The sequence below is a fragment of the Cypionkella sp. genome (assembly GCF_028290025.1).
Classification (GTDB): domain Bacteria; phylum Pseudomonadota; class Alphaproteobacteria; order Rhodobacterales; family Rhodobacteraceae; genus Cypionkella.
In genome coordinates this window covers 16,878-38,265 of record NZ_JAQGKQ010000113.1, presented here as the reverse complement: position 1 = coordinate 38,265, position 21,388 = coordinate 16,878, and the positions used below count along the sequence as shown (strand labels likewise).

At 60.8% G+C, this 21,388-nt stretch carries 21 protein-coding genes and 1 tRNA gene; 15 read left to right on the top strand and 7 right to left on the bottom strand.

Annotated elements, in window-relative coordinates:
• Positions 1 to 11: 11 nt before the first annotated feature.
• Positions 12 to 830: an aldo/keto reductase gene (locus JWS10_RS20535; protein ID WP_299509706.1), complete on the bottom strand. Its 819-nt coding sequence runs from the start codon at positions 828 to 830 to the stop codon at positions 12 to 14.
• A 118-nt stretch (positions 831 to 948) separates the two neighbouring features.
• On the opposite strand from JWS10_RS20535, the gene JWS10_RS20530 reads away from it, so the two are divergent.
• Genes JWS10_RS20530 through JWS10_RS20515 form a run of 4 tightly spaced genes read left to right on the top strand, consistent with a single transcriptional unit; the run spans position 949 to position 4,853 of the window.
• Positions 949 to 2,520, top strand: coding sequence for an acyl CoA:acetate/3-ketoacid CoA transferase (locus JWS10_RS20530; protein ID WP_299509705.1), 1,572 nt, complete (start codon positions 949 to 951; stop codon positions 2,518 to 2,520).
• Complete coding sequence (locus JWS10_RS20525; RefSeq protein WP_299509703.1) at positions 2,517 to 3,293, top strand: enoyl-CoA hydratase/isomerase family protein; 777 nt, start codon at positions 2,517 to 2,519, stop codon at positions 3,291 to 3,293. The genes JWS10_RS20530 and JWS10_RS20525 overlap by 4 nt, the downstream gene beginning before the upstream one ends.
• 1 nt (position 3,294) lies before the next feature.
• Positions 3,295 to 3,606 carry a Dabb family protein gene (locus JWS10_RS20520; RefSeq protein WP_299509701.1) on the top strand — a complete coding sequence of 104 codons (312 nt, stop codon included), beginning with the start codon at positions 3,295 to 3,297 and terminating at the stop codon, positions 3,604 to 3,606.
• Positions 3,603 to 4,853 (top strand): glycerate kinase, encoded by a 1,251-nt coding sequence (locus tag JWS10_RS20515; RefSeq protein ID WP_299509699.1) that lies wholly within the window; start codon positions 3,603 to 3,605, stop codon positions 4,851 to 4,853. Before JWS10_RS20520 ends, JWS10_RS20515 begins: the two co-directional genes overlap by 4 nt.
• Before the next feature lie 345 nt (positions 4,854 to 5,198).
• On the opposite strand, the gene JWS10_RS20510 is transcribed toward JWS10_RS20515, so the two are convergent.
• Positions 5,199 to 6,215 carry an aldo/keto reductase gene (locus JWS10_RS20510; RefSeq protein ID WP_299509697.1) on the bottom strand — a complete coding sequence of 339 codons (1,017 nt, stop codon included), beginning with the start codon at positions 6,213 to 6,215 and terminating at the stop codon, positions 5,199 to 5,201.
• A 153-nt stretch (positions 6,216 to 6,368) separates the two neighbouring features.
• Here JWS10_RS20510 and JWS10_RS20505 point away from each other — a divergent pair, with 153 nt between their 5' ends.
• The 4 genes from JWS10_RS20505 to JWS10_RS20490 are packed head-to-tail and all read left to right on the top strand — an operon-like array spanning position 6,369 to position 10,290.
• Positions 6,369 to 7,511 (top strand): acyl-CoA dehydrogenase family protein, encoded by a 1,143-nt coding sequence (locus tag JWS10_RS20505; RefSeq protein WP_299509695.1) that lies wholly within the window; start codon positions 6,369 to 6,371, stop codon positions 7,509 to 7,511.
• Positions 7,508 to 8,287 (top strand): 3-ketoacyl-ACP reductase, encoded by a 780-nt coding sequence (locus JWS10_RS20500; protein ID WP_299509694.1) that lies wholly within the window; start codon positions 7,508 to 7,510, stop codon positions 8,285 to 8,287. Before JWS10_RS20505 ends, JWS10_RS20500 begins: the two co-directional genes overlap by 4 nt.
• A gap of 9 nt (positions 8,288 to 8,296) precedes the next feature.
• A complete protein-coding gene (locus JWS10_RS20495) occupies positions 8,297 to 9,442 on the top strand; it encodes a dihydrodipicolinate synthase family protein (protein ID WP_299509692.1) in 1,146 nt (381 codons plus the stop codon).
• Complete coding sequence (locus tag JWS10_RS20490) at positions 9,442 to 10,290, top strand: sugar phosphate isomerase/epimerase (protein WP_299509690.1); 849 nt, start codon at positions 9,442 to 9,444, stop codon at positions 10,288 to 10,290. Before JWS10_RS20495 ends, JWS10_RS20490 begins: the two co-directional genes overlap by 1 nt.
• 39 nt (positions 10,291 to 10,329) lie before the next feature.
• Here the strand turns inward: JWS10_RS20490 and JWS10_RS20485 are convergent, their stop codons facing one another.
• Both JWS10_RS20485 and JWS10_RS20480 read right to left on the bottom strand, forming a co-directional pair.
• A complete protein-coding gene (locus JWS10_RS20485) occupies positions 10,330 to 10,566 on the bottom strand; it encodes a DinB family protein (protein ID WP_299509688.1) in 237 nt (78 codons plus the stop codon).
• A 16-nt stretch (positions 10,567 to 10,582) separates the two neighbouring features.
• Entirely contained in the window at positions 10,583 to 10,903 is a 321-nt protein-coding gene (locus JWS10_RS20480; RefSeq protein WP_299509685.1) for a DinB family protein, read from the bottom strand.
• A gap of 270 nt (positions 10,904 to 11,173) precedes the next feature.
• On the opposite strand from JWS10_RS20480, the gene cydD reads away from it, so the two are divergent.
• The 5 genes from cydD to cydX all read left to right on the top strand — a co-directional run bounded on the left by cydD (position 11,174) and on the right by cydX (position 17,494).
• Complete coding sequence (gene cydD, locus JWS10_RS20475) at positions 11,174 to 12,814, top strand: thiol reductant ABC exporter subunit CydD (RefSeq protein ID WP_299509683.1); 1,641 nt, start codon at positions 11,174 to 11,176, stop codon at positions 12,812 to 12,814.
• On the top strand, positions 12,811 to 14,448 hold the full coding sequence (locus JWS10_RS20470; RefSeq protein ID WP_299509676.1) for an ATP-binding cassette domain-containing protein: 1,638 nt from the start codon (positions 12,811 to 12,813) through the stop codon (positions 14,446 to 14,448). Before cydD ends, JWS10_RS20470 begins: the two co-directional genes overlap by 4 nt.
• 127 nt (positions 14,449 to 14,575) lie before the next feature.
• Complete coding sequence (locus tag JWS10_RS20465; protein WP_299475448.1) at positions 14,576 to 16,186, top strand: cytochrome ubiquinol oxidase subunit I; 1,611 nt, start codon at positions 14,576 to 14,578, stop codon at positions 16,184 to 16,186.
• A 4-nt stretch (positions 16,187 to 16,190) separates the two neighbouring features.
• The gene (gene cydB / locus JWS10_RS20460; RefSeq protein WP_299509674.1) at positions 16,191 to 17,354 is read left to right on the top strand and encodes a cytochrome d ubiquinol oxidase subunit II; all 1,164 of its coding nucleotides are present in this window, start codon (positions 16,191 to 16,193) and stop codon (positions 17,352 to 17,354) included.
• Between the two features lie 14 nt (positions 17,355 to 17,368).
• Positions 17,369 to 17,494 carry a cytochrome bd-I oxidase subunit CydX gene (cydX, locus tag JWS10_RS20455; protein ID WP_299509671.1) on the top strand — a complete coding sequence of 42 codons (126 nt, stop codon included), beginning with the start codon at positions 17,369 to 17,371 and terminating at the stop codon, positions 17,492 to 17,494.
• A 6-nt stretch (positions 17,495 to 17,500) separates the two neighbouring features.
• Here cydX and JWS10_RS20450 read toward each other — a convergent pair whose 3' ends face one another.
• From JWS10_RS20450 to JWS10_RS20440, 3 genes are all read right to left on the bottom strand, one after another.
• Positions 17,501 to 18,505 (bottom strand): hypothetical protein, encoded by a 1,005-nt coding sequence (locus JWS10_RS20450; protein WP_299509668.1) that lies wholly within the window; start codon positions 18,503 to 18,505, stop codon positions 17,501 to 17,503.
• Between the two features lie 169 nt (positions 18,506 to 18,674).
• The gene (locus JWS10_RS20445; RefSeq protein ID WP_299509666.1) at positions 18,675 to 19,466 is read right to left on the bottom strand and encodes a dimethylarginine dimethylaminohydrolase family protein; all 792 of its coding nucleotides are present in this window, start codon (positions 19,464 to 19,466) and stop codon (positions 18,675 to 18,677) included.
• Between the two features lie 133 nt (positions 19,467 to 19,599).
• Positions 19,600 to 19,683: transfer RNA gene (locus tag JWS10_RS20440), tRNA-Tyr, on the bottom strand.
• A 141-nt stretch (positions 19,684 to 19,824) separates the two neighbouring features.
• Here JWS10_RS20440 and rlmB point away from each other — a divergent pair.
• Both rlmB and JWS10_RS20430 read left to right on the top strand, forming a co-directional pair.
• Positions 19,825 to 20,610, top strand: coding sequence for a 23S rRNA (guanosine(2251)-2'-O)-methyltransferase RlmB (rlmB, locus tag JWS10_RS20435; RefSeq protein ID WP_299509663.1), 786 nt, complete (start codon positions 19,825 to 19,827; stop codon positions 20,608 to 20,610).
• Between the two features lie 314 nt (positions 20,611 to 20,924).
• Positions 20,925 to 21,359: a CoA-binding protein gene (locus JWS10_RS20430; RefSeq protein ID WP_299509658.1), complete on the top strand. Its 435-nt coding sequence runs from the start codon at positions 20,925 to 20,927 to the stop codon at positions 21,357 to 21,359.
• Positions 21,360 to 21,388 lie beyond the last annotated feature (29 nt).

The following is a 21,388-nucleotide window of genomic DNA, read 5'->3' as shown; positions in this document are numbered from 1 at the left end:
CCCACTGTCCTTCAATCCCACTCAGGCGCGATCGACACCAATTCTTTGGTCACCACCCGGAACCCAACCGCCTTCATCGCCTCAATCCGCGCCATATCGATCGATGACAAGGTGAAATCCATCACCTCAAAGTTCTCAGCGATGTTTGCGGGCTTGGTTGACATGGTATTAATCGCCACACCTTTTTGCAAAATCCACCGCAACACCACCTGCGCCGCCGATTTGCCATAGCCTGCACCAATCTCGCCAAACAGCGGATACTTAAACACTTCACCCCGCGCCACCGAGCAATAGGATGACAGTGGAATCCCGGTTTCAACCGCTGCAGCCAGCAGAATATCCTGATCCAACAACGGCTGAAACTCCACCTGATTGGTCACCAATGGCACATCCACCACTGCCCGGGCCTGCCGCATCATCGCGGCGGTAAAGTTGGAGATCCCGATATTTCGCGCCAGCCCAAGCTCTTGCGCTTGCTGCAGCAATCGCAGCGACGGTACCAAATCGCCTTCCGGCGCAGGCCAGTGCAGCAGCAATATATCCACCTGATCAATCTGCAAATCCGTAAGGCTCTGCTCGACCGAAGCGATAAACCGATCATCGCCGTAATTCTCCGGCTGCACCTTCGTCGTGATGCACAATTCATCCCGCGCCATGCCCGTAGCCTTCAGCGCCGCCCCGGTGTCGGCCTCGTTGCCATACATCTGTGCAGTGTCGAACGCCCGGTAGCCGACCGCCGCCGCCGCCGCAATCGCTTGCGCTAAAATCTCGCCCTTCAGCGGAAAAGTCCCAAAGGCGCGCTGGTGTGTCTTCTGAAAACTGATGTTCATCTGCGTCTCCAAGCTGTTGGCATTCCCTGCGGAAAATACCCTAGATGGGCTTGGCAGGGCGTGATTATTCTTATAACCATTTAGTTACTTGATGCAACGCCCGAAAAGGAGAATCGCCATGTCAAAAATCAAAACAGCTGCCGAGGCGGTGCAGTTGATTGGCGACAATGCGATGGTGGCGGTGAATTCCTCGTCGGGTCTGTGCTGCCCGGATGCGGTGCTGAAAGCTTTGGGTGAGCGGTTTGACAGCGAAGGCCATCCGCGCAATTTGACCTCAATCCACCCGATTGCGGCGGGCGATATGTTTGGCTCCAAAGGCGTCGATCACATCGCCAAACCGGGGATGCTGAGCAAAATTATTGGCGGCTCGTACCCCTCCGGTCCGTCGAATGCCGAGCCGCCTTTGATCTGGCAAATGATCCTGTCAGAACAACTCGCCGCATATAACGTGCCCTCTGGCATCGTATTCGATATGTTGCGCGAAGGTGCTGCCAAGCGCCCCGGAGTGCTGACCAAAATTGGTCTGGATACGTTCGTAGACCCGCTGCAAGACGGTTGCGCGATGAACGAAAGCGCCCGCGCGCAACCCATTGTTAAACACATAGATTTCGAAGGTGAAGACTGGCTGCATTTCCCACCATTACAGCCAGATGTCGCGATCATCCGCGCCTCAACCTCAGACGAAAACGGCAACCTGAGCTTTGAGCAAGAAGGCGCTACTTTGGGTGCGATGGAAATGGCGCTGGCCGCGCGCAACTCAGGTGGTCTGGTGATTGCCCAAGTCCGCCGCATCGCACAAAACGGTAGCTTGCGCCCGCATGACGTGCGCGTGCCGGGCATTCTGGTCGATGTGATTGTTGAAGCTCCCGATCAACTCCAAACCACGGCGACCCCCTATGATCCCGCGATTTCGGGTGAATTGTTCCGCCCGCTGAACACCTTCCGCCGCGCCGAGTTCAATCCCTCCAAGGTTATCGCCCGCCGTGTGGCACAAGAATTGCAAGCCGGTTGGGCGGTAAATATCGGCTTCGGCATCTCGGCGAATGTGCCGCGGATTCTGCTGGAAGAAGGCCACCACGGCAAGGTCACTTGGGTCATAGAGCAAGGCGCTGTCGGCGGCATCCCTTTGCTTGATTTCAAATTTGGCTGCGCCAGCAACGCCGAGGCTTTCGTCGCCTCACCGCATCAGTTCAGCTATTTTCAGGCCGGGGGGTTTAATTGCTCTCTCCTCTCGTTTCTGGAAATCGACGCCGAGGGGTCGGTCAATGTATCGCGCCTCTCGGCGACGCCGCATCGCACCGCAGGCGCCGGGGGCTTTGTCGATATCACCTCGCGTGCCCGCAAAATTGTGTTCTCGGGCAACTTTAACGCGGGCGCCAAGATGCACCTTGAAGATGGCAAGCTGGTGATCGACAAAGAAGGCAAGGTCGCTAAAATCGTGCCGAAAGTCGATCAAGTGTCATTTTCGGGTCGCCGCGCGGTCGCACAATGTCAGGATATCACCTATATTACTGAGCGTTGCGTGATCCGCCTTACGCCGCAAGGTCTATTGCTGACAGAAATTGCCCCCGGCTTGGATTTGCAGCGCGACATCTTAAATCAGGCGAGCACGCCGCTGCAGGTTTCCCCCGATCTGAAACTGATGCAAAGTGCGCTGTTCTACCAGCCGCCGTTCGGGCTAGCACTATGAACGACGCGCGGCTGTCGCTATCATTCGATGGTCCCGTCGCTCATCTGCGGCTGTGTCGTGCCGAGAAGCTGAACGCTTTGGACGCCGATATGATTGAGGCTTTGCTGTCGATCTGCCGCCAAATTGACCGCTCCAATGCCCGCGTCGCGATCCTGACGGGCGAGGGCAAAGCCTTTTGCGCCGGGGGTGATATCGCGGCGTGGAGCGACCTGTCACCGCAAGATTTTGGCAGTCGCTGGCTGCGCGATGGTCATCAAGCTTTTGACGCGTTGGCCCGCCTGCGCCAACCGCTAATTGCCGTTTTGAACGGCCACTGCCTTGGTGGCGGGCTAGAGCTCGCAGCCTGCGCTGACCTGCGCATCGCCGAAGCGCATGTAAAATTGGCGCTGCCCGAAACCGGTCTGGGCATAATCCCCGGCTGGTCCGGCACCCAACGCGCCAGCCGCCGTTTTGGCGCGCAACTGATCCGCCGAATGGCGATACTGGGCGAGGTTTTCACCGCCGATCAAGCGCTTGCGTTGGGCTTGTTCGATCAGGTCGTGCCAACAGGCCAGGGCATGGACGCAGCTTTGGTTGTGGCCGCGCGCGTATCAGCCCGCAGCCCGCGCGCGACAGAAATCACCAAGCAGTTGATCAATGCGGCCGAAGGCGAAGATCGTGAGCGCACGCTTGAAATGCTTGCAGGCGCGCTCGTGGCAGGGTCTGATGATCTGGCCGAGGGGCTGTCAGCTTACCGCGAAAAACGTCAGCCCCGTTTTGGGGGAAAGGACTAACATGATCCGTCACATCGTCGCTTTGCGCTTCAAGGCAGGCACCACCGAACAGACCAGGACCGCGCTTTACACCGAATTGGCCGGGCTTTCGGCCCATATTGACGGCATTCTCGATTTTCAATCTTCCGCCAATGTCACGGTAGAACCGCTGTCGCGCGGGTTTAATGATGTGTTTTGGTTTGATTTCAAGGACACCGCCGTGCGCGACGCCTATCTTATTCACCCCGCGCACCAAGCCGCTGGCGCTAGGATCGTCGCTGAAACAGAGGGCGGCATAGAGGGAATATTTGTGTTTGATGTTGTCGTCGCATGACCTCCGAAGATCGGCAGTTTCTTACCGAGTTGTTCGATGCGGCTGTTCAGGCCGCTGATCCAACAGCCGCACTTCGTAACCACCTGCCCAGCCCACCCGAAGGTCGCGTGGTCGTCATCGGTGCGGGCAAAGGGGCCGCGCAACTGGCGGCGGCGTTTGAGGATTTGTGGCTCGGTCCGCTCGAAGGCGTCGTGGTGACGCGCTACGGGTATGGCTGTGCTACCAAGCGGATCAGGGTGCTGGAGTCTGCGCATCCGGTGCCCGATCAGGCGGGGCTTGCGGCTTCGGCGGCGCTGTTTGAGGCGGTGCGGGGGCTGACAGCGCATGATTTGGTGGTGGCGTTGATCTGCGGCGGAGGCTCGGCTTTGCTGCCCTGCCCGCCGGGAGATTTGACGTTGCAGGATGAGGCGGGGTTGAACCGGGCTTTGCTGGCCTCGGGTGCGCCGATTTCGGTGATGAACGCGATCAGAAAGCAGGTGTCGGGCATCAAGGGTGGACGGTTGGCGGCTGCGTGTTATCCGGCACGGGTGATTTCCTTGGTGGTGTCGGACGTGCCGGGAGATGATCCGGCACAGGTGGCGTCTGGGCCGACGGTGCCGGATATGGTCAGCCGTGAGGACGCCCGCGCGATGGTGGCGGCTTGGCGGATTGAATTGCCCGCGAAGGTGGCGGCTTGGTTGGCGGGGGAAGAGGGGCGCGCGCCTGATCCGCGCGATCCGGTATTTGCGGGGCATGAGGTGCGGGTGATTGCTTCGTCGCGGATGAGTTTGGAGGCTGCCGCAGCGCGATCATCGGTGCCTGCGGTGATCTTGTCGGACGCGATTGAGGGCGAGGCGCGCGATGTCGGGCGGGTTCATGCAGCGATTGCGCGTGAGGTTGCCACGCGGAACCGGCCGTTTCAGCGGCCTGTGGTGATGTTGTCGGGCGGGGAGACGACGGTGACTTTGCGGGGCAACGGGCGGGGCGGGCGGAACTCGGAGTTTTTGCTGGCGCTGGCTTTGGCAGCTGAGGGGGTTAGTTTCGCGGCACTGGCTGCGGATACGGATGGGATTGATGGCTCGGAAAGCAATGCCGGGGCTTTTGCAGATGGCGGTTCAATGGCGCGGCTTAGGCAACAGGGGCTGGACCCTGCGAAGCTGCTTTCGGGCAATGATGCCTACTCGGCTTTTGAGGCTTTGGGCGATCTGTTCGAGCCGGGGCCGACCGGGACCAATGTGAACGATTTCCGGGCGATTTTGATCCGCTAGCCGGGCTTGTCCACATGTGGACATGGTCGGGTGGCATATAATTCAACGGGTTAGGAGGGTGTTCTTCAGACATTTTTAATCTTTGGACGTTGGATGTGCTGATCTGCGGCGGAGGATGGACCCGCGCTGCGCGCGCCCTTCGGGTAGATAGGTCCACCCATGACGGCCACCCCCGCAGGCGGGGACCCCCGACCGCCAGCGCAGGCGACATGCGCCTGCTTTAAGTGGCGCTTTGAGCCAAAAAAAGGGCACGCGCAGCCAGCATGTTTCTTGCGCGACAGCGTCGAATCCCAAAACCACCGCTAACGATTGACGTAAGGGCTTCTCAGTCGGCGTTGCTTTGCTTCATGCAGGCACCGGGGCATCCTCGCGCAGCAAGCCTTGCGCTTTGAGATCGGCCCAGAACGCGGCCGGGATCGGGTGGCTGAACCAGGCGAGGTTTTGCTGCAATTGCTGCACGTTGCGGGTGCCTGCGACAAAGGAGGGGATCGCCGGATGTGCCACCACGAATTGCAGGGCTGCGGCGGCGAGCGGCACGTTATGGACGGCGCAGACGGCTTCGATCTTCGCGACCTTTTCCATAATCGCTGCAGGGGCGGGCGTGTAGTTGTACTTGGCGCCGGGTTTCGCGCCGGTCGCGAGGATACCCGAGTTGAAGCCACCACCGACCAGAACCGCGGCGCCGCGCGCTTCACACAGCGGCAGGAATTCGTCGAGCGAGTCTTGCTCTAACAATGTGTAGCGGCCCGCCAGCAGGAAGGTGTCGAAGTCGCGCTGTTGCAACGCGGCGTGGCAGACTTCCCATTCATTCACGCCGACGCCGATCGCCTTCAGCGCACCTTGATCGCGCAGGCTGGCCAGCGCACGGTAGCAGCCGTCCATTGCTTGTTTGAACACCTCAGGTTGCTCGGCACCACGGGTAAACACGTCGATGTCATGGATGAACATGATGTCGATATGTTCCAGCCCCAAGCGCTGCAGGCTGTCTTCAAACGACCGCATCGTGCCATCGTAGCTGTAGTCAAACTTGAGATTGAACGCGGCGGCGTTGACCCACGGCGCAAAGTCGATCTTATCGCGCCGTGCTGGTTTCAGAAGGCGACCGACCTTCGAGGCCAGCACGAAATCATCGCGGTTCTTCCAGCGCAAAGCCTGCGCGGTGCGGGCTTCGGCCAAGCCATGCCCATACATCGGCGCGGTATCGAACATGCGGATACCCGCGTCCCAAGCGGTATCAAACATCGCCGCCGCCGTCGCCTCATCCATCTCGGCAAGGAAGTTTCCCAGCGGGGCGGTGCCGAATCCGAAGGCGGTTACCTCCAGATCGGTGCGGCCAAATTTGCGCTTTTGGGTCGGGAGCATGGTGATGTTCCTGTGATTAGTAACCGTATGGTTATTTATAGAGGTGATTTTTTGTGCTGCAAGCCTGTTTGCGGGGCTTTGGTGATTTTTCGGTCTTGACCGGGGCGGGGTTGGCTCAATAATGTAACTAAATGGTTACTAATGGAGGCCAGGATGTATCTGACCGAGACTCACCTTCAGGTGCGCGACATGGCGCGGGATTTTGCCGATCAGGTGATCCGGCCGGTGGCCGAAGAACTCGACCGCGAGGAGAAGTTCCCTGCAGGGCTCTATGATGAGATGGCGAAGCTCGGGCTGTTTGGCATTGGCGTGCCAGAGGCGCTCGGCGGGCCGGGGTTTGACACGCTAACCTACGCTTTGGTGATGGAGGAACTGTCGCGTGGCTATGCGAGTGTGGCCGATCAATGTGGGCTGTTGGAGTTGATTTCAACGCTTTTGGTGCGGCACGGCACGCCCGTGCAGCAGGGTTTGCTCGGCGATATCCTCGCGATGCGCACCAAGGTTGCCTATTGCATCACGGAACCCGAGGCCGGCACCGACGTGTCGGGTATTCGCACCACGGCGGTGGCGGATGGTGACGGTTGGGTGCTGAACGGCGGCAAAATCTGGATCCATAACGCGCCTGTCGCCGATCTGGGCTTTGTGCTGGCGCGCACCGATAAGGACGCGGGCAATCGCGGCATGTCGATTTTCATCGTTGATCTGCACGCGGCAGGCGTTACGCGCGGGCCGAAAGAGCACAAGATGGGGCAGCGCGCGTCGCAGGTCGGCGGGCTTGATTTCAAGGATGTGCGGCTTGGGGCCGGGGCTTTGCTGGGTGCGGCGGGGCGCGGTTTTCATATGATGATGTCGGTGTTGGATAAGGGCCGGGTGGGCATTGCATCTTTGGCCGTGGGGATCGGGCAGGCGGGGTTGGAAGCGGCGGTGGATTATGCCGGCCAGCGGCGGCAGTTCGGTAAGGCGATTTCCGAGTTTCAGGGCGTGCAGTGGCTGTTGGCGGATATGGCCAAGGATATAGAGGCGGCGCGGTTGCTGGTGCAGTCGGCGGCGGTGAAGATTGACCGAGGCGAGGATGCCACCAAGGCGTGCTCGATGGCGAAGTGCTTTGCCGGTGATATGGCGGTGGCGCGCACGGCGGATGCGGTGCAAGTGTTTGGCGGCTCAGGCTATATCCGCGGCTTTGAGGTGGAGCGGTTGTATCGCGATGCCAAGATCACTCAGATTTATGAGGGGACGCAGCAGATCCAGCGAATGATTATCGCACGCGAGTTGTTGAAGAAGGGCGCGCGGGTATGAGCGTTTCAGCTATCAGGCCGGTTGTTTTGGTCACCGGATCGTCGCGCGGGATCGGGTTAGCTGCGGCGAAGGCACTGGCGGCTGAGGGCTTTGCGGTGGCGGTGAACGGGCCGCTGGACGATGCGGAATTACGCGCGGCGGTGGCGGCGGTGTCCGCGATTGGGCCATGCGTGGCGGCGGCGTTTGATGTGACAGATATTGCGGGCCATGATGCGGCATTGGCTGCGATTGAGGCGGCTTTGGGGCCGCTGACGACGCTGGTGAACAATGCGGGCGTTGGGGTGCTGAGCCGGGGCGATCTGCTGGAAGTGTCCGAGGCGAGTTGGGATCGGTGTCTGGGCGTCAACGCCAAGGCTGCGTTCTTTCTGGCACAAGCGTTTGCCAAGCGGGTGTTGGCGCGGGCGCGGGATGAAAGTGTTTTTCATTCTATTGTCAATGTGACCTCGTCCAATGCGGTCGCAGTGGCGGTGCAGCGGTCGGAATATTGTGCCAGCAAAGCGGCGGCGGCGATGGTGTCTAAGGCTTTGGCGGTGCGGCTCGGGCCAGAGAATATCGCGGTTTACGATGTGCAGCCGGGGTTGATTGCAACCGAGATGACCGCTCCGGTGATCGAGATGTACCGAAAGCGCGCCGAGGACGGGCTGACGCTGTTTCCGCGCGTGGGCACGCCGGAAGATATCGGCGCGATCATAGCCTCACTTGCTACGGGCAAGCTGCCCTACACCACTGGACAGGTGATCTCGGCGGATGCCGGGCTGCTTGTGCCTCGATTTTAAGGGTTGGATATGAAGTTTACATTGCCGGACGAGACGGGGCGCAGCTTGGATTACACGCTGATCGGCACGCCGATTGGTTCTGCAAAGCTGGGGGCGAACCCGGCGCGGGTGGTTTATTCTGCGGCGCATGTGGTGGCTGATCCGTTCAGTGCAAATGATCCGTCGGGGCGGGCCTCGGTCGATTGGGGCAAGACGATGGAGTTTCGCCGCTATCTGGCCGGGATGGGCCTCGGGATTGCCGAGGCGATGGATACAGCGCAGCGCGGCATGGGTCTGGATTGGCCTGGCGCGTTGGAGCTGATCCGGCGCACGCGCGCGGAGTTGCCGGATGCGCTGGTCGCCAATGGCTGCGGCACCGATCATCTGCCGCCGGGGGAGTATAGTCTGGATCAGGTGCGCGCGGCGTATCTGGAACAGGTGGAGGCCATTCAGGCTTTGGGCGGGCGAATTATTCTGATGGCCTCGCGGGCATTGGTGAAGGCGGCGCGGGGGCCGGAGGATTACATCAAAGTCTATTCCGATGTGTTGGCGGCTTGCGATCATCCGGTGGTGTTGCACTGGCTGGGCGAGATGTTCGATCCGGCCTTGGCGGGATATTGGGGCGTTGCGACGTTTGAGCAGGCGATGGAGACGGCGCTGGCGGTGATCAACGGCAACATTGGCAAGGTCGATGGCATCAAAATCTCGCTGCTGGACAAGGACAAGGAAATCCAGATGCGGCGGCGGCTGCCGCTGGGCGTGAAGATGTATACCGGCGATGATTTCAACTATCCCGAACTGATTGAGGGCGACGCGCAGGGCTATTCGCACGCACTGCTGGGGATATTTGATCCGCTCGCCCCCGCTGCGGCTTATGCGGTGCAAAAATTGGGCGAAGGCGATGCAAAAAGCTTCCGCGCCACGTTGGACCCGACAGTGCCGCTGGCGCGGCTGATTTTCCGTGCGCCGACGCAATTTTACAAGACCGGCGTGGTGTTTTTGGCTTGGCTCAACGGTTTTCAGGACCATTTCATCATGCTGAATGGCGCGCAGGCGATGCGGCCTTTGCCGTATTTCACCGAAGTGTTTCGGCTCGCCGATGGCTGTGGTCTGCTGCGAGACCCTGATTTGGCGGTGGGGCGGATGAAGAAACTCCTCGGCGTTTACGGCGTATGATGCGGGATTTCGCGCGCGATCATAGGGCACTGGCGCTGAATACCGCGAGTCTGGGACATAACCTTGATAGCGCGGGCGCGGGTTGGTCGCCAGAGCAGGTGATTGACGCCTGTGCGGCGCGGGGCTTTGGCGGCGTGGTGTTCTGGCGGCGTGAAATCGGCACCCGCGCGGTCACGATCGGCAATCGCGCCCGGGCGGCGGGGTTGCAGGTTGTGGGCCTGTGTCGTGCGCCGTTTCTGGTCGGCCCGCTGGCGGCACCGGGAGTGGCGGACGACTTTCAGGCGGCGATTGATATGGCCGCGGGCTTGCAGGCCGGGGTGCTGACGATTGTGACCGGGGGCGTTGAACCGGGCAGCAAGGGCGTTAACGAAAGCCTCAAACGTGTCACGGCGCAGGTGGCGGAGGCTGCACCTTATGCGGCAGCGCGGGGTGTCAAACTGGCGCTGGAACCGCTGAACCCGGTTTACGCGGGCAACCGATCTTGCCTGACCACGCTCCGCGATGCCTTGGATATCTGCGATGCGATTGCCGCGCCAAATCTCGGCGTGGCGGTCGATGTTTATCATGTCTGGTGGGACACCGACTTGCCGCGCCAACTGCTGCGCGCCGGGCCTCGGATTTACGGCTATCACCTGTGCGATTGGCTGGCCGATACCAAAGACGTGCTGCTTGATCGCGGCATGATGGGAGACGGCGTGGCTGATTTGCGCACCATCCGCGCGCAAGTGGAGGCTGCGGGCTACCTTGGTGCCTGTGAGGTAGAGATTTTCAGCGCGGCGAATTGGTGGCAGCGCGATCCTGCTGAAGTGCTGGATGTTATGTTGGATCGCTTCCGAACGGTTTGTTGAGTCTTATCCGGGGGCGATAATCTGGCCCCGATCTGACCATCACCGCATCAGATCGGCCTCGGTCCAGCCCAACGCTGCCATATCCGGCTTACGCACCGCTGCATCATCACCGACGATGAACTCGTCCAGTTGCGGCGGGGCGACGTGGGTGGAGCACAGCATGGCATGGACTTGGCCGCGATGATGGGTCTGATGCTGAAACAGATGCGACAGCAGATCGTCGGCCCGGTCCTGCTGCTGGCGATCACCGCGATCAACCACCACGATCCGCGCCAAAGTCTGCGCCGTCAGGCTATAAACCAAGCAAGGCGAGTAGTGCTTCGTCCGATTGCTTCTGCGCCACAACCAGCGCCGCAAAACGTGTCAGGTCGCGCGCATCATTGAGTGCGGCGGTGTCGAGCCGGTTTCCCTGTAGTGCGTTGATATAAAACCGATCTACCAGCAGAATATGGTTCAAGGTCTCGCGGATCGAGGGAAAAAAGCTGGCGCGCGGCGCTGTGTAATCTTGCGGCGATAACTGCGCGCAAGCGTTATGCAGGCGGTGGTTGGCAAGCCGGTTCATCTGCGCAAGTTTACGCCACGCGCGACAGGGGTCAGTAAGAGATGCTGGCATGGTTCCTCCGGTTTGCAGGGGCAAAGTATAGCGCCTTGGCTTGGAGTGCCAGATTTTACCTTCGCGGGACAAACCGCCTTTGCCGGCAAAATACTCGCCCTAACTTTGTCAACGATAGGCGGTTTGGGCACATAGTTTTAGCGCACAAAACTTGTATTGCTTGCGACGTCAACATTCAGACCGATTGCCGCAGCCGCGCGGAACCCGTTGCCCCGCGCCGGGTCGCGTAATAAGCCGGACTGCGGGCGAACCGGCTTATTGCAGGGTGGTATGGCGCGAGACGAGACGCAGACACTGGCGAAATTGCTGGCGCCGCAGCAGGGCGTGCTGCATCGTGCGGCGGTTTTGGCAAGCGTGGCGGCGCTGCTCTGGCCCGCTCAGGCGGCGCTGGTGGCGCTGGCTTTGGCAGGGTTGCTGACCGGTGCGCCGCTGTTTTGGCAGGGTGTTGCCGGGTTTGCGCTGCTCGGGGTTTTGCGCGCGGTGTTGAATTACCACGCCGAGGGCATGACGTTTGCGGCGGGTGTCAACGTGATTGCTCAGTTGCGCACAACGGTTGTTGAAGGTGAAGCCAGCCGCAGCGATGGGTTGTCTGCCGGTGCGATTGCAGCGTTGGCTGCGGAAAAACTTGATGCGTTGCTGCCTTATATCAGCCGCTACGCTCCGGCGCGGGCGCGGGTGGCGGTGGTGCCGCTGATGATTTTGGCGCTGGCGCTGTGGCAATCTTGGGCGGTGGCTGTGATCTTTTTGATCACCGGGCCGCTGATCCCAGTGTTCATGGCGCTGATCGGTTGGGCGGCGCAATCGGCGAGCCAGCGGCAGATGGCCGAGATCGGCAGTCTGAATGATCTGTTGGTAGAGCGGCTGGCGGCGCTGCTTGATATCCGGCTGCTCGGCGCGGGCGAGGCTGTGACCAAGGGCTTTGCCGAGGCAGCTGATCGGTTGCGCGCGCAGACCATGGCGGTGCTGCAGGTGGCGTTTATGTCGTCGGCGGTGTTGGAGTTGTTCGCGGCGATCGGTGTGGCGATGGTGGCAGTTTATGTCGGATTTTCGTTGCTCGGCGTGCTGAGTTTCGGCAGCTACGCCACACCTTTGACTCCGGCTGCGGGAATATTTCTGCTGCTACTGGCACCCGAGTTCTACCAACCGATGCGAGACCTGTCGGCGGCTTGGCACGACCGCGCGGCGGCTTTGGCGGTGGCGGTTGAGGTGGCCGACTGGCAGGATGCGCCGGTTGTGCCGCTGCTGGGGCAGGGTGCGCGGGTGGCGCGTCTGGCTGGCCCTGCGGTGATTGAGGCGACAGGTGTGCGGGTGCGGCTTGGGCAGCGGCTGCTGGTGTTGCCGGATTTTCAGGTGGCTGCGGGTGAGAAAATCGCGGTGGTCGGTCCGAGCGGTGCGGGCAAGACCACGCTGCTGCGCCTGCTGGCAGGGATGCAGGTGGCAGAGGCTGGGCAGGTCAGTGTCGCGGGGCGGCTACTGGGAGATGAGACAGCGGATGCGTGGCGGGCAAGGCTTGGCTGGATGCCGCAAAGCCCGCATTTCCTGAAGGGCAGTTTGCGGCATAATGTTAGCTTTGGTCAGGGCGGCGATCTGGATTTGGCGCTGCACGGGGCCGGGGTGCAGGATGTTGTCGCAAGCCTGCCGCGTGGGCTTTTGACCCGGTTGGGCGAGGGCGGCGCTGGGCTGTCGGGCGGTGAGGCGCGGCGTTTGACACTGGCCCGTGCGATGTATGCCCGCCCCGATGTGCTGCTGGCGGATGAGCCGACGGCTGATCTTGATGCGGCCACAGCGCATATGGTGACGGCGGGGTTGCTGGCGCTGGCTGCGACGGGTTGCACGTTGATTATCGCCACCCATGATGAGGCCCTCGCCGCGCGGATGGATCGTGTGATCCGGCTCGGGGCGACGCCATGAGCGCGCTATGTCAGGTGTTTGCGCTGATCTTACGCGACCAGCGGACGGCGCTGTTACGGGGTGCTGCGTTAAGCGTGGTGGTTTTGTTGGCCGGAGTAAGCCTGCTCGGGCTGTCAGGTTGGTTTATCACCGCTGCAGCCGCTGCTGGTTTGGCGGGGGCAGGGGCGACGTTCGATGTCTTCCGCCCCTCGGCATTGGTGCGGTTTCTGGCGCTGGGCCGGACGGCGGCGCGCTATGGTGAGCGGGTTCTGACGCATGACGCGACGTTGCGGGCGTTCGCGTCGCTGCGGGTGCGCTTGCTGCGCAGCTATGCGAGCGCGCCTTATGATCGGTTGATGGCGTTGCGCGGGCCGCAACTGTTGAACCGTCTGACAGCGGATATTGACGCGCTCGATGGTGTGCCGCTGCGGCTGATCTTGCCGCTGTTTGCCGGGATCGCCGCACAACTGCTGACTTTCGCGGTGCTTTGGGCGCTGGTCGGACTGACGGTTGCGGCGACATTGGCGCTGGGGTTTATCGGCGGCGGAGCGTTGGTACTGATCTGGACAGGCAGGTCAGCACTTGTGCCGTCAAGGCGCGCCGAACTTGCAGCCCAAGCCTTCCGGGCGCGCTTTATTGATATGGTGCAGGCGCGGGGAGACCTCGCGATCTACGGTCAGTTGGTTGCGCAAAAGCATAGCGTGCTGGCGGCTGATACGCGCAGACAAGCCGACCGCATTGCGCAAGACCGGATTGAGCGGCGCGCGGGCTTGGCGCTGTCTTGCCTTGGCACCGGGCTTGCGACTGCGGCCTTGGCAATCGGCATGAGCCTCGCCCAACGCGGCCAACTTAGCCCCGCGCTGGCCGCGACGGGGTTCTTCGCGGCCCTCGCCTTGCACGAAACCATCGCACCCTTGCGCCGCGCGGTAGCCGAGATCGGCCGCATGGTGCTCGCCGCCCGCCGCGTGGTTGCGGGCCTGTCCGCGCCCGTAGTGCAACCGCAAACCTCGCTGACGGCCACCACCCTGCGCCTGGATGCCGTCAGTTTCCACCGCTCCGGCGCGTCTCGGCCCAGCTTGCGCCCGCTATCGCTCACGCTGAACCCCGGCGAAACCGTAGTCCTCGCTGGACCCAGCGGCGCGGGCAAATCCACAGCCCTCCTCCTCGCGGCGGGTTTGCTGACACCCTCAACCGGAACCATCTGGCTTGGCCGCCACAGCCTAACCGACTGTTCCGAAACCGCCCTGCGCGCCCAACTGACCCTTGTGCCGCAGCGCACCACGCTGATGGGGAGCAGCATTCGCCAAGCTCTGCACCCCGCCGCCCCTGATGCTGACGACGCGAGCCTTTGGGCGGCGCTGACTGCCGTGGCGCTTGATCAGACCATCCGCGCCAAAGGCGGTCTCGACGCCCAACTCGGACCGAAAGGCTCCGGCCTCTCGGGTGGTGAGGCCCGCCGTCTCGCCCTTGCCCGCGCACTGCTGCGCCGCCCGAAGTTTTTGCTGCTGGATGAGCCGACCGAGGGCATCGACACCGCCACCGCCCGCGCGGTCCTGCAAGGCATCCGCCGCTATCTGCCCGAGGCCGCGATCCTGACTGCGTCACATCGCCCTGCAGAGCTCGAATGGGCTGACATTGTGCTCACTCTACCTTAGATGCCTTTTCGTGATATGGAACTTTCCAGATCACCGGGGCCAGATCACCGGGACCACATCTCCGGGGGGCAGATACGGGGGCCCTGTCGCAAGCTAAATCGGGATGCCCGGTCAGCAGGAGCGTATTATGGAATTCGGTATCGTTGAGCTTTCGCGGTTGCAGTTTGCCACCACCGCGATGTTTCACTTTTTGTTCGTCCCGCTTACCATCGGACTGTCGATCATCGTCGCGGTGATGGAGACGGTCTATGTGATGACCAACCGCCCGATCTGGCGACAGATGACCAAATTCTGGGGTGCGCTGTTTGGCATCAATTTCGCCATCGGCGTCGCCACCGGCATCACGATGGAATTCCAATTCGGGATGAACTGGAGCTATTACAGCCAGTACGTTGGCGACATTTTCGGTGCCCCCCTCGCCATCGAGGGGCTAATGGCGTTCTTCCTAGAGGCCACCTTCGTTGGGCTGTTTTTCTTCGGCTGGGATAAACTCAGCAAAATACAACACTTAGCCGTAGCGTGGCTGGTCGCCATCGGCTCCAACTTTTCGGCTCTGTGGATTTTGATCGCGAACGGCTGGATGCAAGACCCGGTGGGCGCCGAATTCAATCCGATGACGATGCGGATGGAAATGACCGATTTCTGGGCCGTGCTGTTTAACGAAGTGGCGCAAGCGAAGTTTGTTCATACCGTCTCGGCGGGCTATGTCACGGCTTCGGTTTTCGTGCTGGGCGTCTCGGCATGGTATCTGCTGCACGGTAGGCACATCGAACTCGCGCGGCGTTCCATCGCGGTGGCCGCGGCGTTCGGGCTGGCCTCGGCGTTCTCGGTGGTGCTGCTAGGCGACGAGTCTGGTTACAACGCCACCCACAGCCAGAAGATGAAACTCGCAGCGATTGAGGGCATGTGGCACACCGAAGCGGCGCCCGCTGCGATCACAGCGTTCGGTTTTCCCGATCAGGAAGCGCGTGAGACGCATTATGCCATCCATATTCCGTTCGTGATGGGGCTGATCGGCACGCGGTCGCTGACCACCGAAATCCCCGGTATTTCCGAATTGGTCGAGCAGGCAGAGGTTCGCATCCGTTCCGGCATCATCGCTTATGACGCGCTGCTGACGCTGCGGGCCGAACGTGATGCGACGCCGCAAGCGGTGAAAGACACCTTCGAACAACACTCTGCCGATCTCGGTTTTGCGCTGCTGCTGCGCAAATATATCGACGATCCGCGCCAAGCTACCGAAGCGCAGATCAAGCTGGCCGCCAATGATACGGTGCCAACGGTTTGGCCGCTGTTCTGGGCGTTCCGCATCATGGCGGGGCTTGGCATCGCCTTCATCGGCACGATGATGTACTTCTTCTACCGCGCCTCGTTCAAGCGGATGCAATTTCCACGACCCGCTCTGCATCTCGCAGTCTGGATGATCCCAACGCCGTGGATTGCCGCCGAAATGGGTTGGTTTGTTGCCGAATATGGCCGCCAGCCGTGGACGGTGGATGGCGTGCTGCCCACCGCGATGTCGGTCTCTGCGCTGTCGATGACAGAGGTCGGGCTGACGCTGGCGGGCTTTGTGATCTTTTATTCGGTGCTGTTCGTGATCGAGATGGGGCTGATGCTGAAATACATTCGCAAAGGCCCGTTCCTTGAGGTGGCGGAAACCGAGGCTTGGATGCAGCGCCACGAGGCCCGCTTGGTTGGTCGCAGGACCGCCGATCCAATTGCTGTGGCAGGGGAGTAACGCGATGATACTCAACGAACTTCTCAGCTATGAAACTCTGCGGCTGGTCTGGTGGGTGCTGGTTGGGGTGCTGTTGATCGGCTTCGCGCTGACCGATGGTTTCGATATGGGGGTGGGTGCGTTGCTGCCCTTTGTCGCTAAAACCGACAACGAGCGGCGCATCGCGATCAATACAGTTGGCCCGGTGTGGGAAGGCAATCAGGTTTGGTTTATCCTTGGCGGCGGTGCGATTTTTGCCGCATGGCCGCCGCTTTATGCGGTGTCGTTCTCGGGGTTTTACCTTGCGATGTGGGTGGTGCTTGCGGCGCTGATCGTGCGGCCGGTGGCGTTCAAATACCGCTCCAAACGCGATGACCCGCGCTGGCGGGCGACTTGGGATTGGGCGCTGTTTGCTGGCGGCGCGGTGCCTGCGACGATCTTCGGCGTGGCAGTTGGCAATGTGCTGCAAGGCGTGCCGTTTCATTTCACCGACGATCTGCACGCGATCTACGAGGGCGTGTGGTATATGAAATTCCTCAGCCTTCTCAACCCGTTCGCATTGGCGTGTGGTATTCTTTCGCTGTCGATGCTGGTGATGCACGGTGCGGCTTGGTTGACGCTGAAAGCCGAAGGCCCGGTGCAAATCCGCGCACGCAGCATTGGCTCTATCGCGGCCTTGGTGGCGGTGGCGGGCTATATCGGGCTGGGGCTGTGGCTGGCCTACGGCTTTGACGGCTATCAGATCGACGGGGATTTCGTCACTGACGGCCCGTCAAATCCGCTGCACTTTGCGGTAACGAAAGGCGGCAGCTGGATGGACGCTTACGCGCTGCGCCCGTGGATTGCGATCGCGCCGATCATGGGTGTGGCGGGCGGTCTGCTGGCCTATCTTGGCCTGCGGGCGGGGCGCGAAGTCTCAACCTTACTCGCGTCCAAAATGGCGATCTTCGGTATGATCGCCTCTGTCGGGTTGACGATGTTCCCGTTCATTTTGCCATCATCCACCGACCCGAGATCGTCGCTGACGGTGTGGAACGCCTCATCCTCGCATCTGACGTTGTTCATCATGCTGGTGGTCACGGCGATCTTCCTGCCGATCATCCTGCTTTACACCGCTTGGGTTTACAAAGTGCTGTGGGGCAAAGTCACCGACACGCATATCTCGGACAACTCTGACGGCCTCTACTGAAAGGGCAACTGAAAATGTGGTATTTCGCTTGGATGCTGGGTCTGCCGCTGGCTGCGATGTTTGCGGTGGTTAACGCGATGTGGCTAGAGATGCAGGAAGACAGCCGCAAAATCGGCGATCTTGACGGCGATGACGATTGACCGCGCCTAGCGCAGCCAAAGCCCTTCGCGTTTCAGCACAAACCTGATCGCCTGCTCGCGCCGGGGCAGGTCTTCGCGGTCAAACAGCGCCCGCACCTTGCGGCCGCGGTTTTGATAAATCATCAGTTTGATCGGTTCGTAGTCGCGCAAGATCCGCCGCAACTCTTGCTTGGACGCCACATCTTCCAACACCTCAACCACCCTGTCACTCTCGCGCGCGTAAAGCAGCGGCAAGGTGCGGTAATGGCAGGTCACAGCGCCGTCCAAACCCGCAAGCGCCGGCCCCGGCCGCCCGCCACCAAACGCATGAATAACCAAAGGCAGCGCGATCTGATCCAGCCAGGGGAAAATCTCCTGGCACTCCAAAACCTCAGGCCGATTGTCGCGGATGCGCAGCGCATATTCCAAAAACCGCTGCCCAAATGCCTTCGGGCTGGCGTGGAAGAACCAGCCTGCGTTGAAATACATGAACCGCTGCCAGTAATTCTGCGGCTGGCTCTCGTCGAGCGTCTGCTCAAAGCCGTCGAGCCCAAACGCATCATACAACGATTTCCAGCTTGTAGCCAAATCCGGCCCATACAGCTCTTGCGCAGGCCAAGTCCCCTCACGCCGCATCGACGCCGAGGGTTTCGCGAAATCAAAGCCGACAGCATCGAAATCACCGGTAATCAGCGTATCGGTGTCCAGAAACAAAAACGGCTCATCCGGCAGCGCCGCCAGCGCCTCTATCTTATTGCCGTGCGGATAGTTTTGCCCGAAATGCACCGCCTCAAACGGCAGGATTTCCGCCCCGAGTTCCGCGAGCATGGCGCGCACAGCCGGGTCAGTCACGCTGGGCGATCTCGACCAGGCCCCGCCTTGCTGCGGTTCGGCCAGATAAAGCTTGCCTGCAAAATTGGGATTGGTTGCCCGCAACGACGCGGCCAGCAGCAGTGCTTCATATTGAAGCCGCCCCGACTGCACCACAGCGACGATATTGAACACTTGCCGCACAGGTTTTTGATCGGTCATGCTACTCTCGCGGGGACGCCCCCGTTTACCAAGGGTGTTAAACCCACGTTACTCGTTATTATTTCATCCTAAACCAGTTTTCCCGGCAGCAAAAGCAAAAGGAGGAATTGTTGCTTATGAATTGTCTGGCCTTCGCTGCGCGGGCTGACAGCCTCGGTCTGAGCGTAAATCAACGCGTTGGCGTGAACCGCAGCGACAGACACGACATGCCGCCATCAATCTTGGCGCATTCGGTATTGCCGATTTCCTGCACTTTATAGCCGGCCTGCTGCAACACCGCACGGGTTTTTGGAAAGCCCGCTGGCATGATCACCAGATCGTTGAACCGGATCGAATTGGCGCAGGCTTCTTCGCCATCGACGACATGTATCACCTTATACCCCTCAAAGCAGCCCGAATCCGCCAGCCGTTTGGTCGATAGGATCGTCTCGCCATCCAGCAGCGAGCAATCAGTTTTGAAATGCAGCACTCCCGGCGGCGTGAAAACTTCGCGCAGTTTATAGCCCCAATCCGCCACCAACCGCGCCAGTTCCGCGACCCCTGCGGCATTGGTGCGCGCTGACCGCCCAACCAGAATCTCCGTCTCAGTCGTCAGAATATCGCCGCCCTCAATGAAGCTGTCGTCGCCCTCGATACGGCGGACATCGACGTAAAGTGCTGCCAGATGCGGTGCCATCTCGGCGGCCTCGCCCAGCCGAGACGCCGCACCGGGCCGCATCACCACCGCCCCCTCGGGCAGACATAAAGCAGTGTCCTCGACAAACACCGAATCCGGGTACGCCTGCATCGCCTCCAGCTCGACCACTTCCGCGCCAGTCGCGCGCAGAGCCGCGATGTAATCCGCATGATGCGTCAGCATCAGCGCCAGATCCGGCGTGCCAGTATCCACCGCGCGCAAGCCCGCAATAATGCTGGTTGAGGGTTTGCGGGTGATGGCGTGGCTGAAGGTATAAGACCGCATGAAAGGCTCCTGATCCGAATGTTGGCAGAGCCTAGCGCAAAGGCTGCCCGCCCGCAAATAGGCGGCAAAGGTTTGCAGCCCAAATGACAAGCCAGAGCCTAAGCCCTTGGTCTGCCGTCATATTCAGGAAAGATGGTGGGCGATCTTGGAATCGAACCAAGCATGAGTCGCCTCGGCGGAGTTACAGTCCGCTGCCGCACCTTGCAGCATATCGCCCACTGCGGCGGTGATTAGCGAAGCCCCAAGCGGGCGTCAAGGGTGGATCGGCGCTGCGGCTTCGGATTTCTCCAGCTTTCGCCTTGCGCCCAAACCCCGCAGCCCGCATTGTCACGCCCGCATGATATGAGGCTGATACGCGATGTCGGGTGAGAAAAAACCAACTTGGATTGTCGATAAAGAACGCAATCGTCGGGCCGAGGCGCGCGAGACCGTTTGGCTGTTTGGCCTGCATGCCGTGCGTGATGCGCTGATGAACCCGGCGCGTGAAAAAATCCGGCTGGTTGTCACCAAAAACGCTTTGGACAAGTTGGAAGAAGCCGTGGCTTTTGCCAAAATGCAGCCCGAACTGACCGATCCGCGCAGCTTTTCGGTGCCGATTGACGAAGGCTCGGTGCACCAGGGTGCGGCGCTTGAAGTGAAGGCGCTGAACTGGGGCAAGCTTGCCGATATCGCGATCTCCGGCGCAGGCGAGCCGCTGATCGTGCTGCTCGACCGTGTCACAGACCCGCATAACGTTGGCGCGATCCTGCGCTCGGCTGAGGTGTTTGGTGCGCGTGCCGTGGTCGCGCCGCGTCACCATTCAGCGCCCGAAACTGGGGCTCTGGCAAAAACCGCCAGCGGCGCGTTGGAGCGTCAGCCCTACCTGAAAGTCGCCAATCTCGCCGAGGCGATGCTTGAGTTAAAGGCGATGGGCTACACTTTGGTCGGCCTTGATGGTGATGGCACGCTGGAGCTTTCCGAGGCGATGGCAACGGTTGGCAAACGCCCGGTGGCGCTGGTGTTGGGCGCTGAAGGTCCGGGCCTGCGCGAGAAAACCCGTGAGACCTGCGATATGATCGCCCGCATCCCTTTCGTGGGCGAGTTCGGCAGCCTCAACGTCTCAAACGCCGCCGCCGTTGGCCTTTATGCAGCGGCAACGCGCTAAGCCCAACGATTCGCAAAACTTTATCTGAACATTCGCTAAACTTTATCAAATTGTCATCCTCTGTGCTCAAATATCCCAGGGTCGGGGGCAGCGCCCCTAGGCTCGCCACGCGACCAACATCACAATCTCGCGACCGCCTCTTTAATCCGTTCCTGTGGTATCCATATCATCATCACGCGAGCCGGAACTCTCGCTATGCCTGTTTACTGTCCCTCGTTCCACACCTTGGCGTCCGGCCTACGGTTCGTTACCGTGCCCCGGACGCCTTTTTATTTGGGGCCGTTGTTTGGTGCCCGTCGCCTTTGGAGCATGCCATGCCAGACATCAGTGACGCTAAAATCCGCGAGATTCTGACTGAAGTGCAGACCATTGCGCTGGTCGGATGGTCGCCCAAAGCCGATCGCCCCAGCCACGGCGTCGCACAGTATCTGGTGCAACAGGGTTATCGGGTGATCCCGGTTAATCCGGGACAGGCGGGCCAGATGGCGTTAGGCGAGGTCGTGCGCGCCAGCCTGTCCGAGATCGAAGGGGGTGTCGATATGGTCGATATCTTCCGCCGTTCCGAAGAAGCAGGGGCGGTGGTGGATGAGGCTTTGGCGGCATTTCCCAGTCTGAAAGCCGTCTGGATGCAGCTTGGCGTTAGGGACGAAGCGGCAGCAAAGCGCGCCGAAGATCGGGGCGTAACGGCAGTGATGAACCGCTGCCCCGCGATTGAAATCCCGCGCCTCGGCATTGCGCGCAAAGCTTAATCAGATCTTAATACCCCCCGTAACCCCTT